At 70.8% G+C, this 16583-nt stretch carries 18 protein-coding genes and 1 riboswitch; of the genes, 10 read left to right on the plus strand and 8 right to left on the minus strand.

Translation table 11 applies throughout. The features are described from left to right. Positions 1–16 precede the first annotated feature (16 nt). Positions 17–367: a hypothetical protein gene (locus tag ABZ845_RS01365; protein WP_360971653.1), complete on the minus strand. Its 351-nt coding sequence runs from the start codon at positions 365–367 to the stop codon at positions 17–19. A gap of 51 nt (positions 368–418) precedes the next feature. After that, a riboswitch (TPP riboswitch) is annotated at positions 419–530 on the plus strand. A gap of 7 nt (positions 531–537) precedes the next feature. Between ABZ845_RS01365 and thiO the strand changes: the two genes are divergently transcribed. From thiO to ABZ845_RS01390, 5 genes are all read left to right on the plus strand, one after another. Next, positions 538–1722, plus strand: a complete 1185-nt coding sequence (gene thiO / locus ABZ845_RS01370) for a glycine oxidase ThiO (protein ID WP_360972422.1) — start codon at positions 538–540, stop codon at positions 1720–1722. After that, positions 1719–1919: a sulfur carrier protein ThiS gene (gene thiS, locus ABZ845_RS01375; protein ID WP_360971655.1), complete on the plus strand. Its 201-nt coding sequence runs from the start codon at positions 1719–1721 to the stop codon at positions 1917–1919. The genes thiO and thiS overlap by 4 nt, the downstream gene beginning before the upstream one ends. A 6-nt stretch (positions 1920–1925) precedes the next feature. Then, positions 1926–2720 carry a thiazole synthase gene (locus ABZ845_RS01380; protein ID WP_360971657.1) on the plus strand — a complete coding sequence of 265 codons (795 nt, stop codon included), beginning with the start codon at positions 1926–1928 and terminating at the stop codon, positions 2718–2720. A gap of 148 nt (positions 2721–2868) precedes the next feature. Continuing rightward, complete coding sequence (gene pknB / locus ABZ845_RS01385; protein ID WP_360971659.1) at positions 2869–4785, plus strand: Stk1 family PASTA domain-containing Ser/Thr kinase; 1917 nt, start codon at positions 2869–2871, stop codon at positions 4783–4785. Positions 4786–4865: 80 nt separating this feature from the next. Further along, positions 4866–5783 carry a deoxyribonuclease IV gene (locus ABZ845_RS01390; RefSeq protein ID WP_360971661.1) on the plus strand — a complete coding sequence of 306 codons (918 nt, stop codon included), beginning with the start codon at positions 4866–4868 and terminating at the stop codon, positions 5781–5783. A gap of 10 nt (positions 5784–5793) precedes the next feature. On the opposite strand, the gene ABZ845_RS01395 is transcribed toward ABZ845_RS01390, so the two are convergent. Further along, positions 5794–6426, minus strand: coding sequence for a sulfite oxidase-like oxidoreductase (locus ABZ845_RS01395; RefSeq protein WP_360971663.1), 633 nt, complete (start codon positions 6424–6426; stop codon positions 5794–5796). Positions 6427–6579: 153 nt separating this feature from the next. Here ABZ845_RS01395 and bfr point away from each other — a divergent pair, with 153 nt between their 5' ends. Then, positions 6580–7059 (plus strand): bacterioferritin, encoded by a 480-nt coding sequence (gene bfr, locus ABZ845_RS01400; protein ID WP_360971665.1) that lies wholly within the window; start codon positions 6580–6582, stop codon positions 7057–7059. Positions 7060–7069: 10 nt separating this feature from the next. Here bfr and ABZ845_RS01405 read toward each other — a convergent pair whose 3' ends face one another. Then, a complete protein-coding gene (locus ABZ845_RS01405; RefSeq protein WP_360972424.1) occupies positions 7070–7333 on the minus strand; it encodes a (2Fe-2S)-binding protein in 264 nt (87 codons plus the stop codon). A 181-nt stretch (positions 7334–7514) separates the two neighbouring features. Further along, positions 7515–8867 carry a class II 3-deoxy-7-phosphoheptulonate synthase gene (locus ABZ845_RS01410; RefSeq protein ID WP_360971667.1) on the minus strand — a complete coding sequence of 451 codons (1353 nt, stop codon included), beginning with the start codon at positions 8865–8867 and terminating at the stop codon, positions 7515–7517. 96 nt (positions 8868–8963) lie between these two features. On the opposite strand from ABZ845_RS01410, the gene ABZ845_RS01415 reads away from it, so the two are divergent. Next, positions 8964–9020 carry a trp operon leader peptide gene (locus ABZ845_RS01415; RefSeq protein WP_360972426.1) on the plus strand — a complete coding sequence of 19 codons (57 nt, stop codon included), beginning with the start codon at positions 8964–8966 and terminating at the stop codon, positions 9018–9020. A 112-nt stretch (positions 9021–9132) separates the two neighbouring features. After that, complete coding sequence (locus ABZ845_RS01420) at positions 9133–11004, plus strand: anthranilate synthase family protein (protein ID WP_360971669.1); 1872 nt, start codon at positions 9133–9135, stop codon at positions 11002–11004. Positions 11005–11087: 83 nt separating this feature from the next. Here ABZ845_RS01420 and ABZ845_RS01425 read toward each other — a convergent pair whose 3' ends face one another. The 4 genes from ABZ845_RS01425 to ABZ845_RS01440 all read right to left on the minus strand — a co-directional run bounded on the left by ABZ845_RS01425 (position 11088) and on the right by ABZ845_RS01440 (position 15039). Beyond that, on the minus strand, positions 11088–12116 hold the full coding sequence (locus ABZ845_RS01425) for a 6-phosphofructokinase (protein WP_360971671.1): 1029 nt from the start codon (positions 12114–12116) through the stop codon (positions 11088–11090). 150 nt (positions 12117–12266) lie between these two features. Continuing rightward, positions 12267–12965 carry a response regulator transcription factor gene (locus ABZ845_RS01430; protein ID WP_360971673.1) on the minus strand — a complete coding sequence of 233 codons (699 nt, stop codon included), beginning with the start codon at positions 12963–12965 and terminating at the stop codon, positions 12267–12269. After that, the gene (locus ABZ845_RS01435) at positions 12962–14191 is read right to left on the minus strand and encodes a DUF5931 domain-containing protein (protein WP_360971675.1); all 1230 of its coding nucleotides are present in this window, start codon (positions 14189–14191) and stop codon (positions 12962–12964) included. Before ABZ845_RS01435 ends, ABZ845_RS01430 begins: the two co-directional genes overlap by 4 nt. A 32-nt stretch (positions 14192–14223) precedes the next feature. After that, complete coding sequence (locus tag ABZ845_RS01440) at positions 14224–15039, minus strand: lysophospholipid acyltransferase family protein (RefSeq protein ID WP_360972428.1); 816 nt, start codon at positions 15037–15039, stop codon at positions 14224–14226. 194 nt (positions 15040–15233) lie between these two features. On the opposite strand from ABZ845_RS01440, the gene ABZ845_RS01445 reads away from it, so the two are divergent. Then, the gene (locus ABZ845_RS01445) at positions 15234–16013 is read left to right on the plus strand and encodes an alpha/beta fold hydrolase (protein ID WP_360971677.1); all 780 of its coding nucleotides are present in this window, start codon (positions 15234–15236) and stop codon (positions 16011–16013) included. After that, positions 16006–16569 carry a hypothetical protein gene (locus ABZ845_RS01450; protein ID WP_360971679.1) on the plus strand — a complete coding sequence of 188 codons (564 nt, stop codon included), beginning with the start codon at positions 16006–16008 and terminating at the stop codon, positions 16567–16569. The genes ABZ845_RS01445 and ABZ845_RS01450 overlap by 8 nt, the downstream gene beginning before the upstream one ends. Positions 16570–16583 lie beyond the last annotated feature (14 nt).

Genomic DNA, 16583 nt, shown 5'->3' on the forward strand with positions numbered 1-16583 from the left:
ACTGACGATTCGTCAGTCAGGGGGCGTGCTGAGTGACCTGTTCCACAACGCTCGTCCCGCCGCCCGTCCGCGACTCCCACTCCCACGTCTCCTCCAGGCGCACCCGCCCGTCGGGCAGTTCCACGACCTTCGAGACACAGTGCCCGGACGACGTGGTCCCGTCGTGCTTCAGCTGCACGTACCGGAAATCGAGGCGGTCCTCCTCCCGTGTACCCACCAGACGGCCGAGTACGACGTCGCCGCCCGCGTACTCGGCCCAGACCACGCCGTCCTTCTCGTGGTACGTGAACCGGGTGCGCGTGCCGACCTGTCCCGGGGCCTGGTCCGCGACCGGGGCGAGTACCAGACCGTCGAGCGAGCGTGGCATCGGTGGAGGCTCCCTTACTGATGCGAACGGCACGGATTAGGGTTGGCACCGTAGAGCACTCGCGGGAGCCCGGGCGCACCGGGCTGAGAGGGAGGCTGGCGGCCTCCGACCGTACGAACCTGATCCGGGTCATGCCGGCGAAGGGAGGGGGCTGGACGCCCATGTCAGCCATGTCACCCATGCACACCTCGGACACCCGTGCCCCGGACGCCCTCGTCATCGGGGGCGGGATCATCGGACTGGTCACCGCCTGGCGCGCGGCCCAGCGCGGCCTGGCCACCGCCGTGGTGGACCCTGAGCCGGGCGGCGGGGCGGCCCAGGTGGCCGCCGGGATGCTGGCCGCGGTCACCGAACTGCACTACGGCGAGCAGACCCTGCTCGGCCTCAATCTGGAGTCGGCGCGCCGCTACCCGGACTTCGCCGCCGAGCTGAGCGAGGCCACCGGACACGACCTCGGCTACCGCAGATGCGGCACGCTCGCCGTCGCGCTGGACGCCGACGACCGCACCCATCTGCGCGAACTGCACGCGCTCCAGCAGCGCTCGGGCCTGGAATCGGAGTGGCTGACCGGGCGGGAGTGCCGCCGTCTGGAGCCGATGCTCGCGCCGGGTGTGCGCGGCGGGCTCAGGGTCGACGGCGACCACCAGATCGATCCGCGCCGTCTCGCCTCGGCCCTGGTCACGGCCTGCGAGCGCGCCGGAGTCGTCTTCCACCGCGCATGGGCCGAGCGGCTGAACGTACGGGGCGAGCGGGCCGCAGGGGTGCGGACCGCCGACGGCGCCGATCTCGCCGCGGGCCAGGTCGTCCTCGCGGCGGGCAGCCTCAGCGGGCGGCTCGCGGGTGTCCCCGCCCACGTCGTGCCGCCCGTACGCCCCGTGAAGGGGCAGGTGCTGCGCCTGACGGTGCCACGGCAGTACGCGCCCTTCCTGAGCCGCACCGTGCGCGCCGTCGTCCGCGGCAGCCATGTCTACCTGGTGCCGCGCGAGAACGGCGAGCTGGTCGTCGGCGCCACCAGCGAGGAGATGGGCTGGGACACGACGGTCACCGCGGGCGGCGTCTATGAGCTGCTGCGGGACGCGCACGAGCTGGTCCCGGGGCTCACCGAGCTGCCGCTCACCGAGACCCGCGCGGGGCTGCGCCCCGGCTCCCCCGACAACGCCCCGCTGCTCGGCACCACCGGCCTTGACGGCCTGCTGGTGGCCACCGGACACCACCGCAACGGCGTCCTGCTCACCCCGGTCACCGGGGATGTCATGGCGCATGTCCTGACCACCGGGGAACTCCCCGACCACGCACGGCCCTTCACCCCCCGGCGTTTTTCCGCCGCCGCAACCCTCACGGAGCAGCCCGCATGAACATCTCGGTCAACGGGGAGCCCCGCCGGGTCGCTCCCGGTATCGCGCTCGACACCGTCGTGCGGACCCTGACCGCGGCCCACTCCGGTGTGGCCGCCGCCCTCAACGAAACCGTCGTCCCGCGCGGGCAGTGGTCCTCGACCTCCCTCTCCGAGGGCGACCGGGTCGAGGTCCTCACCGCGGTCCAAGGAGGCTGAGCAGCCATGGCCGACGATCCCTTCGTCCTCGGTGGTACGACCTTCTCGTCCCGGCTGATCATGGGAACCGGCGGTGCGCCCAGCCTCGATGTGCTGGAGCGGGCCCTGGTGGCGTCCGGGACGGAGCTGACCACGGTCGCGATGCGGCGCGTGGACGCCTCGGTGCACGGCTCGGTCCTGTCCGTGCTGGACAGGCTGGGCATCCGGGTGCTGCCCAACACGGCGGGCTGCTTCACCGCGGGCGAGGCCGTGCTGACCGCCCGGCTCGCGCGGGAGGCGCTCGGCACCGACCTCGTCAAGCTGGAGGTCATCGCCGACGAGCGGACCCTGCTGCCCGATCCGATCGAGCTGCTGGACGCGGCGGAGACACTGGTCGACGACGGATTCACCGTACTGCCGTACACGAACGACGACCCCGTGCTCGCCCGGAAGCTGGAGGACGTGGGCTGCGCGGCGATCATGCCGCTCGGTTCGCCGATCGGCTCCGGGCTCGGCATCCGCAACCCGCACAACTTCCAGTTGATCGTGGAGCACGCGCGCGTGCCGGTCATCCTGGACGCCGGAGCGGGTACGGCATCGGACGTGGCGCTGGCGATGGAACTGGGCTGCGCGGGTGTGATGCTCGCCTCGGCGGTGACCCGGGCGCAGGAGCCGGTACTCATGGCGGAGGCGATGCGGCACGCCGTGGAAGCGGGGCGGCTCGCCCTGCGGGCGGGGCGCATTCCGCGCAGGCACTTCGCCGAGGCTTCGTCGCCCACCGAGGGCATCGCCCGATTGGACCCGGAGCGCCCGGCCTTCTGAGCCCGCCCTGTACCGCCCGTCCCTCTGCCCCGTCATGCCCTTCATGAACGCGCGTACGGATGCGTTGTGCGTCACAGGACGGCTTCAGTCCCGCCCCGGTGGAGCAGTAACGGACGGGCCTGGCGGCGTCCCCTCGTAGACTCGCAGCGTGGATACGACCCTCAAGGACCCCCTCGTCGGGCAGGTGCTCGACGGCCGCTACCGCGTCGATGCGCGTGTCGCCGTCGGCGGGATGGCCACGGTCTACCGGGCCGTGGACACCCGCCTCGACCGCGTGCTCGCGCTGAAGGTGATGCACCCGGCGCTGGCCGCGGACGGCTCGTTCGTCGACCGCTTCATACGTGAGGCGAAGTCGGTCGCGCGTCTCGCACACCCGAATGTTGTGCAGGTGTTCGATCAGGGCGCCGACGGGTCGTACGTGTACCTCGCCATGGAGTACGTCGCCGGGTGCACCCTGCGCGATGTGCTGCGCGAGCGCGGGGCGCTGCAGCCGCGCGCCGCCCTGGACATCCTGGAGCCGGTGCTGGCCGCCCTGGGCGCCGCGCACCGCGCCGGGTTCGTGCACCGCGACATGAAGCCGGAGAACGTCCTCATAGGGGACGACGGCCGGGTCAAGGTCGCCGACTTCGGTCTCGTGCGGGCCGTGAACACCGTGACGAGCACCACGGGCGCCGTGCTCGGCACGGTCTCCTACCTCGCTCCGGAGCAGATCGAGCACGGCACGGCCGATCCCCGGGTCGATGTGTACGCGTGCGGGGTCGTCCTCTACGAGATGCTCACCGGCGCCAAGCCGCACCACGGCGAGTCCCCCGCGCAGGTGCTCTACCAGCACCTCAACGACGATGTGCCGCCGCCTTCGGCCGCCGTGCCGGGACTGGCCGTGGAGCTGGACGAGCTGGTCGCGTCGGCCACCGCGCGTGACCCCCGGCTGCGCCCGTACGACGCGGTGGCGATGCTCGGCCAGGTGCTCCAGGCGCGCAACGCGCTCACCGCGCAGCAGCTGGACGCCCTGCCGCCGGGGGCCGTCTCCCAGGCGCACGACAACGCCGATGACCGCACCAGTGTGATTCCGCGCCTCCTGCCGTACGGTTCCGCCGAAGCGCAGGCGCATGAGCCGCTGCACCGGACGAGCCGCCTGGAGATGGCTCCGCCGTCCGAGCCCGCCGTGCGCTCCCGGCGGCCCCGGCGCGGCCTGCTCGCGCTGGTCGTGGCCGTGCTGGTGCTGCTCGGCACGGGCACCGGTGTCTGGTACATCAACTCCGGACAGTTCACCAAGGTCCCGCCGATCCTGGCGAAGACCGAGGCGGAGGCCAGGTCCCGGCTCAGGCAGGCCGGACTCCAGGTCAAGCAGGTCAAGCACGCCTACAGCGACACGGTCGGGCGCGGCACGGTGATCAGCACCGATCCGGCGACGGGCGCGCGCATCCGTTCCAACGACTCGGTGACGCTGACCCTCTCCGACGGCCCCGAGACCGTCGCGGTCCCGAACCTGAGCGGCTACCCGCTGGCCAAGGCGCAGGCCGAACTGAAGAAGGACGGCCTGGTCGCGGGCATGGTCACGAACGCGTTCAACGACGACGTGCAGAAGGGTTCCGTCATCAGCACGGATCCGGGCGCGGGCACGAAGCGCCACGGCGGCTCGGCGATCGCGCTCACCGTCAGCAAGGGCAGCGCCGTGGACGTTCCCGACGTCACGGGCGACTCCGTGGACGACGCCACGTCGGAGCTCCAGCAGGCGGGCCTGCAGGTGAAGATCTCCAGCACCCAGGTCACCTCCGAGTTCGACGCGGGGCAGGTCGCCCAGCAGTCGCCGGGCGGCGACACGCAGGCCGCCGGGGGTGACACGGTCACGCTCACGATCTCCAAGGGCCGCGAGATGGTCGAGGTGCCGGACGTGGTCGGCGACAGCGTCGACGACGCCACGAAGGCGCTGCAGAACGCGGGCTTCAAGGTCGACGAGGACCGCGGGCTGTTGGGGCTGTTCGGCGACACGGTCAAGCATCAGTCGGTCAAGGGCGGCGACAAGGCGCCCAAGGGGTCCACGATCACCATCAAGATCCGCTGACGCCCCCGCGCGCGGCCGGGGGCCCGCCCGCCGGCCGACCGCCCGGCGGGCCCTCGGCCGGCCCATGACACCCTTGGAGGGTGACCACCCAGCACTCCCAGCAGTCCCATGGCGTCCACGGCAGGCCGGGCTCGGCGCCTGCCTCCCGCAACCCGGTCGGCGGCCATGTACCGGTCGCCGGCGGCCTGCACTCCGTGGGGCTCGCCTACGCACGTGATCTGGGGGCCGAGGCCGTCCAGGTCTTCGTGGCCAACCCGCGCGGCTGGGCGACGCCCACGGGCAACCCGCGGCAGGACGAGGAGTTCCGGGCCGCGTGTGCCGCAGGATCGATCCCGGCATACGTCCACGCGCCGTATCTGATCAACTTCGGCTCGCACACCGAGGCGACCGTCGAGAAGTCCGTGGAGTCCCTGCGCCACTCGCTGCGCCGGGGCCGCGAGATCGGGGCGCTGGGCGTCGTGGTGCACACGGGCAGCGCCACCGGCGGCCGGGAGCGGTCCGTCGCGCTCCGGCAGGTGCGCGAGCACCTGCTGCCCCTGCTGGACGAGCTGACCCACGACGACGACCCGTTCCTGCTGCTGGAGTCGACCGCGGGCCAGGGCGCTTCCCTGTGCTCGCGAACCTGGGACTACGGCCCCTACTTCGAGGCCCTGGACGCGCACCCCAAGCTGGGAGTCTGCCTGGACACCTGCCACATCTTCGCCGCCGGACACGATGTGACCGGGCCGCACGGCATGCACCAGACCCTGGATCTGCTGGTGGACACCATCGGTGAGGGGCGGCTCAGGCTGATCCACGCGAACGACTCGCAGGACGTGGCCGGAGCGCACAGGGACCGACACGCGAACATCGGCTCCGGCCACATAGGCGAGGACCCGTTCCGGGCGCTGATGACCCATCCGGCCACCGAGGGCGTCCCCCTGATCATCGAGACGCCGGGCGGCAAGGAGGGGCACGCCGCGGACGTGGAGCGCCTGAAGAAGCTGCGGGAGAGCTGAGACCGGCCGGTCAGAGTTCGGGGCCGTCCCCGGGCTCCTCCTGGTAGGAGTAGCGCTGTTCCTTCCACGGGTCGCCGAGGTTGTGGTAGCCGCGCTCCTCCCAGAAGCCGCGGCGGTCGGCGGTCATGTACTCGACGCCGCGGACCCATTTGGGTCCCTTCCAGGCGTAGAGGTGCGGGACGATCAGGCGCAGCGGGAAGCCGTGTTCGGCGGTGAGCAGTTCGCCGTCCTTGTGGGTGGCGAAGATCGTGCGGTCCGAGGCGAAGTCGGAAAGGCGCAGGTTGGAGCTGAAGCCGTACTCCGCCCAGACCATGACGTGGGTGACGGCGGGCGCGGGCGGGGCGATCTCCAGGATCGTACGGGCCGGGATGCCGCCCCATTCCGCCCCGACCATGCTGAACTTCGTGACGCAGTGCAGATCGGCCACGACGGTCGCATACGGCAGGGCCGTGAACTCTTCGTGGTTCCAGCAGTGCTTCTCGCCGTCCGCGGTGGCGCCGAAGACCCTGAACTCCCAGCGCTCGGGCCGGAACTTGGGTACGGGGCCGTAGTGAGTGACCGGCCAGCCCCGCTGCAGTCGCTGTCCCGGCGGAAGCTCGGACCGTACTGCTTCTCCAGATTCGCGCTCCACCGGGTGACCCATGACTCCATCCTGACAGACCACGCAGGGTGCACATGACCAGCCCGAACCCAAAGCGGACATCTCCCACTAAGCGTGAACTTACTGGACGCTCCACGACGCCGATGCAATCATGCGGCGCAACCCGCCAGTCCCCGCTTGGAAGGAGCCCGCGCGATGCAGGGCGACCCGGAGGTCATCGAATTCCTCAACGAGCAGCTCACCGGCGAGCTGACCGCGATCAACCAGTACTTCCTGCACGCGAAGATGCAGGAGAATTTCGGGTGGTACAAGCTCGCCAAGTACACGCGGCACGAGTCGTTCGACGAGATGAAGCACGCCGAGGTACTCACCGACCGCATCCTCTTCCTGGACGGGCTGCCGAACTACCAGCGGCTCTTCCATGTGCGGGTGGGGCAGACGGTCAAGGAGATGTTCGAGGCCGACCGGCAGATCGAGGTCGAGGCGATCGACCGGCTCAAGCGCGGCATCAAGGTGATGCGGGAGAAGGGCGACATCACGTCGGCGAACATCTTCGAGTCGATCCTGGAGGACGAGGAGCACCACATCGACTACCTGGACACTCAGCTCGACCTGGTGGACAAACTGGGCGAGGCCCTCTACATCTCCCAGCTGATCGAACAGCCGGAGAGCTAGTGCCGCGGCACTAGGCGGCTTCCTCCAGGTCCTCCGCGCTGCTCCTGAGGCCGTCCACGGCGTCCACCGCGGTCAGGACGGGCCTGCTCCGGTCGGCGAGCTCGCGGCGCGGGCAGGCACCCCTGCCCAGCAGCGCCTGGATGCGCCGTACGCACGAGCCGCAGTCCGTGCCCGCCTTGCAGGCCGACGCGATCTGGCGGGGGGTGCAGGCACCGTTGTCCACGTGCTGCTTGACCTGCTGCTCGGTGACTCCGAAACAACTGCAGACGTACACGTGGTTCACCTCCCGACGGGATCTGCGGGTCGCGCTCTCCCGATGTCTCCGATGATCGGTGAGGCAAACCTAACCTTACCCGTCGCGCAGGACCGGCAAAAGTGGGGTGGGGCGCCGATCTGATGTGATCCGCGCCCCACACGCTCTGCCGCTCGCGGCCAGTGCCGCGAAACCGGGTCCGCTACTGGTCCCGGTACATCTCGGCGACGAGGAACGCCAGGTCAAGGGACTGGCTGCGGTTCAGACGGGGGTCGCACGCCGTCTCGTAGCGCTGGTGCAGATCGTCGACGAAGATCTCGTCGCCGCCGCCCACGCACTCGGTGACATCGTCGCCGGTCAGCTCCACATGAATGCCGCCCGGGTGGGTGCCCAGCGCCTTGTGGACCTCGAAGAAGCCCTTGACCTCGTCGAGCACGTCGTCGAAGCGGCGGGTCTTGTGCCCGGAGGCCGCCTCGAACGTGTTGCCGTGCATCGGGTCGGTCACCCAGGCCACCACCGCGCCGGACGCCGTGACCTTCTCCACCAGCTCGGGAAGCCGGTCGCGGACCTTGTCGGCGCCCATGCGGACGACGAAGGTCAGCCGGCCCGGCTCGCGGTCCGGGTCGAGGCGCTCGATGTACTGCAGCGCCTCCTCGGCCGTCGTCGTCGGTCCGAGCTTGATGCCGATCGGGTTGCGGATCTTCGAGGCGAACTCGATGTGCGCGCCGTCCAGCTGTCGGGTGCGCTCACCGATCCACACCATGTGCCCGGAGACGTCGTACAGCTGTCCGGTGCGCGAGTCGACGCGGGTCAGCGCGGACTCGTAGTCGAGCAGCAGCGCCTCGTGCGAGGAGAAGAACTCGACGGTCTTGAACTCCTCCGGGTCCGTCCCGCAGGCGCGCATGAAGTTCAGCGCGTTGTCGATCTCCCGTGCGAGCTGTTCATAGCGCTGGCCGGACGGCGAGGACTTCACGAAGTCCTGGTTCCAGGCGTGCACCTGACGCAGATCGGCGTAGCCGCCGGTGGTGAAGGCACGCACGAGGTTCAGCGTGGAGGCGGAGGCGTGGTACATCCGCCTCAGCCGCTCCGGGTCCGGGAAACGGGACTTCTCGGTGAACTCGAACCCGTTCACGGAGTCGCCCCGGTACACCGGCAGGGTCACGCCGTCGCGGGTCTCGGTGGGCTTCGAGCGCGGCTTGGAGTACTGGCCGGCGATACGGCCGACCTTCACGACCGGCACCGAGGCCGCGTACGTCAGCACGGCGCCCATCTGGAGCAGCGTCTTGAGCTTCGCACGGATGTGCTCGGCACCGACGGCGTCGAAGGACTCCGCGCAGTCGCCGCCCTGGAGCAGGAACGCCTCGCCCCTCGCGACGGCTCCCATCCGGGCGCGCAGCTGGTCGCACTCGCCCGCGAAGACGAGCGGCGGATACGACTCGAGGTCCGCGATCACTGCGCGCAGAGCCTCGGTGTCGGGGTACTCGGGCTGCTGCGCCGCGGGCAGGTCTCGCCAGGTGTTGCCAGCGCTCGCGCTGGTCTTAGCGTTCACGGTCACGACCTCAACACTAAGGGGTCGCCTCGGGCCGCCCGCCCGAAGCTCAGAAAGTGAGACGACAGGAACACTGTGTGGACGTGGGGTACAGTCCGACCCATGTTCGCGCACACGACCCGGAACTGGTGGTGGACCGCTTCCCAGGCGGCCCACTGACGCGCGTACCCACTTTCCGCGAAGGCCGCCCGAGGGGCGGCCTTCAGTGTTTCCGGGCACCGGGGCCGCTCCTCATCCGATATCCGCATCCGATATCCACGAAAGAGGAACCATGGACCCCGCACAGCTTCTGCAGGACGACCGCCCCTTCGCCCTGCTGCGCCGCCGCTCCCCCGGGCTCGACGGGAACACGGTGGAGGTGCTCGTCGGCGCGGTGACCACGTACGACCGGCTCGCCGACCTGCCCGGCCAGGGCCTGGCTCTCGTGCCGTTCCGGCAGATCCGCGAGCGCGGTTTCGACGTCCGCGACGACGGGACACCGCTGCTGATGCTGAGCGCCGAGGAGTCGTACGAGATCCCGCTCGCCGAGGCCCTGGACCGGCTCCCGTCCCATGCCGTGCGGGTCGAGGGCGGCGGCTTCGACGTCGGCGACGAGGAGTACGGCGAGATCGTCGCCCGGGTGCTGCGCGACGAGATCGGACGGGGCGAGGGCGCGAACTTCGTCATCCGGCGGACGTACGAGGGCGAGCTTCCCGGCTTCGGGCGCGCGGACGCCCTCGCGCTGTTCAGGCGGCTGCTGGTCGGCGAGCGGGGTGCGTACTGGACCTTCGTGGTGCACACCGGGGACCGCACGCTGGTCGGGGCCAGCCCGGAGGTGCACGTCCGGATGTCCGGCGGCACCGTCGTGATGAACCCGATCAGCGGAACGTACCGCTATCCGGCCGGCGGCCCGACGCCCGAGGACCTGCTCGCCTTTCTCGGCGACGGCAAGGAGATCGAGGAACTGTCGATGGTCGTCGACGAGGAACTCAAGATGATGTGCACGGTCGGCGACATGGGCGGTGTCGTCGTCGGACCTCGTCTGAAGGAGATGGCCCACCTCGCGCACACGGAGTACGAGCTGCGCGGCAGGTCCACCCTGGACGCGCGCGAGGTGCTGAAGGAGACCATGTTCGCGGCGACCGTCACCGGTTCGCCCGTGCAGAACGCGTGCCGGGTGATCGAGCGGCACGAGGCCGGGGGCCGCGGCTACTACGCGGGCGCCCTGGCGCTGCTGGGACGGGACGCCGGGGGCGCGCAGACGCTCGACTCCCCCATCCTGATCCGGACCGCTGACATCGGCGCGGACGGAAGGCTCAGGGTGCCGGTCGGGGCCACCCTCGTGCGTGGCTCGGATCCCGCGGGCGAGGTCGCGGAGACGCACGCCAAGGCGGCGGGGGTGCTGGCGGCGCTGGGGGTGCGCCCGGCACGGCCGCGCGAGGAGCGGAAGGGGCCACGGCTGGCGGACGACCTCCGGGTGCGGGCGGCGCTGGACGGGCGGCGCGGCCTGCTCGCGCCGTTCTGGCTGCGGATGCAGGAGCGCGACCCGGAGCTGAGCGGGCACGCCCTCGTGGTGGACGGCGAGGACACGTTCACCGCGATGCTCGCGCACGTCCTGCGGTCATCGGGTCTCGAGGTGACCGTGCGCCGGTACGACGCTCCGGGGCTGCGGGAGGCGGTGCTCGGGCACGAGGGCCCGGTCGTCCTGGGTCCCGGCCCCGGCGACCCGGCGGACCTCGACGATCCGAAGATGCGGTTCCTGCGGGACCTCACCGCGGAGGTGATCCGCGGGCACCGGCACGGCGTGCTCGGTGTCTGCCTCGGCCATGAGCTGATCGCGGCCGAGCTGGGGCTGGAGATCGTGCGCAAAGAGGTCCCTTACCAGGGCGCGCAGACCGAGATCGACCTGTTCGGGCGGCGGGAGACCGTCGGCTTCTACAACAGCTTCGTGGCTCGCTGCGACGACGGGGAACCCGCCGCGCGGGGGGTCGAGGTGAGCCGTGCGGCCAACGGGGAGGTGCACGCCGTACGGGGCCCCGGGTTCGCCGGGGTGCAGTTCCATCCCGAGTCGGTGCTGACGCTGAACGGGGCGGTGATCATTCGGGAACTGGTGGGGTGGGTGTCCGGGGGCCGCCGCCCCCAGGAAGCCCCGCTTCGGCCCTGAAAGACCCTGGTGCTCGGACGCCGGACGGGCTGGTGCAGCCGCCCGGCGCCGAGCAGGCCACCGGCAGGCAGACGGCCGGCGGGTCAGCCGAAGAAGACTCCGACCTCGTCGTACAGCTTCGGGTCGACCGTCTTCAGCTTGGCGGTGGCCTCCGCGATCGGGACCCTGACGATGTCCGTGCCGCGCAGCGCGACCATCTTGCCGAAGTCGCCGTCACGGACCGCCTCGATCGCGTGCAGTCCGAAACGGGTGGCGAGCCAGCGGTCGAACGCGCTGGGCGTGCCACCGCGCTGGATGTGCCCGAGCACGGTCGTCCGGGCCTCCTTGCCGGTGCGCCGCTCGATCTCCTTGGCCAGCCATTCGCCGACACCCGAGAGGCGGACATGCCCGAAGGAGTCCAGGGACTGGTCCTTGAGCACCATGTCGCCGTCCTTGGGCATGGCGCCCTCGGCCACGACCACGATCGGCGCGTACGACGCCTTGAAGCGGGACGTCACCCACGCGCACACCTGGTCGACGTCGAAGCGCTGCTCGGGGATGAGGATGACGTTGGCGCCTCCGGCCAGCCCCGAGTGGACGGCGATCCAGCCCGCGTGGCGGCCCATCACCTCGACCACCAGCACCCGCATGTGCGACTCCGCGGTCGTGTGCAGACGGTCGATCGCCTCGGTGGCGATGTTGACGGCGGTGTCGAAGCCGAAGGTGTAGTCGGTGGCGGACAGGTCGTTGTCGATGGTCTTCGGCACTCCGACGACATTGACGCCGTACTCATCGGCGAGGCGCGCGGCGACCCCCAGGGTGTCCTCACCGCCGATCGCGACGAGCGCGTCCACCTCTTCCTTGGCGAGGGTGTCCTTGATGCGGCGGATGCCGTTCTCCTGCTTGAGAGGGTTGGTCCGCGAGGAGCCGAGGATCGTACCGCCGCGGGGCAGGATGCCGCGTACCGCGGGGATGTCGAGCCGGACGGTGTCGCCTTCGAGAGGTCCCCGCCAGCCGTCCCGGAAGCCGACGAAGTCATAGCCGTACTCCTGCACGCCCTTGCGCACGATGCCCCGGATGACGGCGTTGAGCCCGGGGCAGTCGCCGCCTCCGGTCAGTACTCCGACCCGCATGGAAATGTCCCTTCGCCGCGGTTGCCTGATACGGGTCACGCTAATGGTGACCCACGTCACTCCGGCAGGACGCGTGAGGTCAATTCCGGTGAAATGCCAGGTAGTTGATCACCGCGAATCCACTCGAAAGAAGGAAGGGGGCAGCCGGGGCTACTCGCCGTCGAGTCCCCGCTCGATCGCGTACCGCACCAGCTCCACCCGGTTGTGCAACTGGAGCTTGCCCAGGGTGTTCTGGACATGGTTCTGCACGGTGCGGTGCGAGATCACCAGGCGCTCGGCGATCTGCTTGTAGCTCAGGCCCTTGGCGACCAGCCGCAGCACCTCGGTCTCCCGGTCGGTCAGCTGCGGCGCCCCGGGTTCGTCGGTGTCCGGGGCGGGGGCGGGTTCGGAGGCGAGCCGGCGGTACTCGCCGAGGACCAGCCCCGCGAGGCCGGGGGTGAACACCGGGTCGCCGTCCGCCGTGCGGCGCACCGCGTCGATCAGCTCCTGAGTGGACGCCGACTTCAGCAGATAGCCGGTCGCGCCGGACTTCACGGCCTCCAGTACGTCCACGTGCTCACCGCTCGCCGACAGCACCAGGACGCGCAGCGCGGGATCGGCGCCCACGAGTTCCCTGCAGACCAGGACACCCGGCTTCACCGGCAGGTTCAGGTCCAGGACGAGGACGTCGGGCGCGGCGGCACGGGCGCGGCGTACGGCCTGTTCGCCGTCGCCCGCGGTGGCGACCACGTCGAATCCGGCCTCGGCCAGATCGCGTGCGACGGCGTCACGCCACATCGGGTGGTCGTCCACCACCATCACCCTGACCGGGGACCGCCCGCCGGTGGTGTCCTCCGTGCCCTCCGTCATCCTCGCTCCGCCTTCCCCCGCGGGGCCCGGGGGCCCTTCACGTGCTTCGGTATCTTCAGTTCCACTTCGGTGCCCTGGCTCGGGACCGAGATCAGCTCGGCCGTGCCGCCGATGTCGCGCAGCCGGCCGCGGATCGACTGGGCGACCCCCAGCCGTCCCTCTCCCTCGGCCTCGGCGAGCCGTCCCTCCGGGATGCCGGGCCCGTCGTCCCGTACCGTCACGATGACCGCGTCCGGCTCGTCCTCGACCAGGATCCAGGCGTGCGCCCCGTCCCCCGCGTGCCGGCGGACGTTGTCGAGCGCCGCACCGACGGCGGCGGCCACCTCCCGCGCGGCCTCGGAAGCCAGCGGTACCGGGGCGCCGGGTTCGGACAGCGTCACCCGGGCGCCCACGTAGCGGGCCAGCAGGGATCGCAGATCGACGGGGCCCTCCCAGGCGCCCGGCCGGTCGTGGCCGGACCCGCCGGGTGCCGCGTCCAGCGGCGTCCGGGAACGCGGGACCAGACCGCCGGAGACCAGGGTGCGCAGCGCGATCTCCTGTTCACCGGCCAGCCGGCCGAGCTCCGCGGCCTCGCCGCCGATGGCGGAGCCGCGCCGCTGCACCATGGCCAGCACCTGGAGGACACCGTCGTGGATGTCCCGGGCCAGCCGCTCCCGCTCCCGGGTCGCGGCCTCGATCTCCAGGGCGCGGGCGAGGGTGCGCTCGGAGGCGCGGGCGACCTCGACGACGTACCCGATGCCGATGGAGGCCACCCAGACGAGCACCACGTTGTGGACGGTGTCGCGGGCCGGCGTGCCACGCTCGATCAGGTCGGCCACGGCGACCGCCGTGGAGGCGTAGGCGGCCCAGCGCCAGCCGCCCTTGATCGCGTACGCCAGGACGGCTCCGGCGGTCCAGATCGAGGGCAGTGTCGGACCGCCCGAGACGATCCGCTCATGGGTGGCCGCGAGCGGGGTGAGGAAGATGCCGGTGAGCGCGATGGTGAGGTCGACGGCCAGGAACGGCTTGGTGCAGCTCGCGGCGTTGGCGACCCTGGGGAGGGTGGAGAGCGTCCACACGCCCAGCACGGCGTAGTACGCGATGGCGACACGCGGGTGGGCGAACATGTCGTACGCGCTGACGAAGAGCCCGATCGCGTACAGCATCGTCAATACGCGGTAGACGGTGAGCGCACGCCACAGCGGCTGTTCGACCGACATCCTGACGACTTGCTCGCGCTTGGCCATGCCCCCCACCCCAGATTCGACCGACAGCGCGCCTACGAACCCGCCGGTTCCTTCCCGGCCTCCTGCGCCGTCGTCTTCTCCGCGTCCTTGTGCGCGTCCTCGTGCGCCTGCGCGGCTTCCTTCTGCGCTTCCTTGTGCGCGTGCTTCTCCGCTTGCTGCGCCTGCTTCTCCGCCTTCGCCGCCTCCGCGATCTGCCGCTTGGCGGCCGTCGCGTACATGTCGACGTACTCCTGGCCGGAGAGCTTCATGATCTCGTACATGACCTCGTCGGTCAGCGCGCGCAGCACGAAGCGGTCGTTGTCCATGCCGTGGTAGCGGCTGAAGTCCAGCGGCTTGCCGATACGGATGCCCGGGCGCATCAGCTTGGGCATGACCTTGCCGGGGGGCTGGATCTTCTCGGTGTCGATCATGGCGACCGGGATCACGGGCGCCCCGGTGGCGAGAGCTACGCGTCCGAGGCCGCCGGGCTTGCCGCGGTAGAGGCGGCCGTCGGGCGACCGGGTGCCCTCCGGGTAGATGCCGAACAGCTCACCGCGCTCCAGCACCTCGATACCGCTCTTGACGGCGGCCTCACCCGCGCCGCGCGAACCCGAGCGGTCCACCGGGAGCTGGCCGACACCCTTGAAGAAGGCCGCGGTCATCCGCCCCTTCACGCCCGGCGTGGTGAAGTACTCGGCCTTCGCGATGAAGGTCACCTTGCGGTTGAGGACCGAGGGCAGGAAGAACGAGTCCGAGAACGAGAGGTGGTTGCTCGCCAGGATCGCGGGTCCCTCGGCGGGAATGTTCTCCAGGCCCTCCACCCAGGGCCTGAACGTAAGCTTCAGCGGCCCCCCGATGGCCACCTTCATCGCGCCGTACAACAACCGAGTTCCTCCTGTGTCTGTGACACAGACCTTAACCCGGTCCGCCTCAAAGAGCGCCGACGGCCCTGGTCGGTGTCAGTGCGGTCGCGTACGGTGAAGTACCTGCAGTCGATGTGCCCACCCTTCGTGTCCACCCCTGCTGACGAACACCAGCCCCTTTTCATGAACAGGAGACCGACGTGCCGGTCCTTCCTGGAGCCGAGCCGTTCCGCCACGACGGCGGGGAGGTCGGCGTCCTCCTCTGCCACGGTTTCACTGGTTCCCCGCAGTCGCTGCGCCCCTGGGCGGAGTATCTCGCCGAGCGCGGTCTGACCGTGTCGCTGCCGCTGCTGCCCGGACACGGCACGCGCTGGGAGGACATGCAGGTCACCGGCTGGCAGGACTGGTACGCGGAGGTGGACCGCGCGCTGCGGACCCTGCGCGACCGCTGCGCACGGGTGTTCGTTGCCGGTCTGTCCATGGGCGGCGCGCTGGCCCTGCGGCTGGCCGCCAAGCACGGGGACGCCATTTCCGGGGTCATCGTGGTGAACCCGGCGAACAAGATGCACGGACTGGCCCCGTACGCCCTTCCGGTGGCCCGCCATCTGGTGCCTTCCACGAAGGGGATCGCCAGCGATATCGCCAAGGGCGGCGGCGAGGAGGTGGGTTACGACCGGGTGCCCCTGCACGCGGCCCACTCCCTGCGGAACTTCCTGCGGCGGCTGGACGGCGAGTTGCCGCAGGTCACTCAGCCGCTGCTGCTTCTTCGCAGCCCCCAGGACCATGTCGTCCCGCCGGCCGACTCGGCTCGGGTCCTGGGCCGGGTCTCCTCCGTGGATGTGACGGAGATCCTGCTGGAACAGAGTTACCACGTGGCGACGTTGGACCACGACGCGGACCGGATCTTCGAGGAGAGCCACACGTTCATCGGCCGGCTCGCGCCCAGTGTCGGCAAAGAAGGGACGGCCGCAGGTGGCTGAGCACGACTCCGACCGCGAGGACCGCGAGCCGGACGAGAAGGGTGTGCCCATCGACGAGGAGGCCGTCTGGGCGGCCATCGTCGCGGGGTACGGCGAGGAGCCCCCGGACCCGCCGGGCGCGAAGCCCTTCAAGCCGGTCGAGGACCTGGCGCTGCCCGCCTGGGAGCCGGACGGCTCGGGGGGCGACGACAAGAAGGACGAGCCCGCGACGCCGCTGGGCAGCTCGGTCTCGTTCGCGCCCGGTGTGGGCGGCCCGCGCGACTACAGCCCGCCCGAGCCCTCCGAGGACGACTTCGACGCGGACGACGAGGGCCACTTCGTGCCGCCGGATCCGCCGCCGCTGCCCGAGGCCGACACGACGGCGAAGTTCGCCTGGCTCGGGGTGGTCGGCGGGCCCGTGCTGCTCCTGCTGGCGATACTCCTGGGCTGGGACATGACCTGGTGGCTGACCACGCTCGGCATCGGAGGGTTCCTGGGCGGCTGCGCCACTCTGGTGGCGCGCATGCGGACGGGCGACGAGGACGACGACGACCCGGGGCGGGGCGCGGTCGTCTGACCGTACGCCGTACG

Origin of the sequence: Streptomyces sp. NPDC047022 (genome assembly GCF_040644155.1) — a bacterium.
GTDB lineage: Bacteria > Actinomycetota > Actinomycetes > Streptomycetales > Streptomycetaceae > Streptomyces.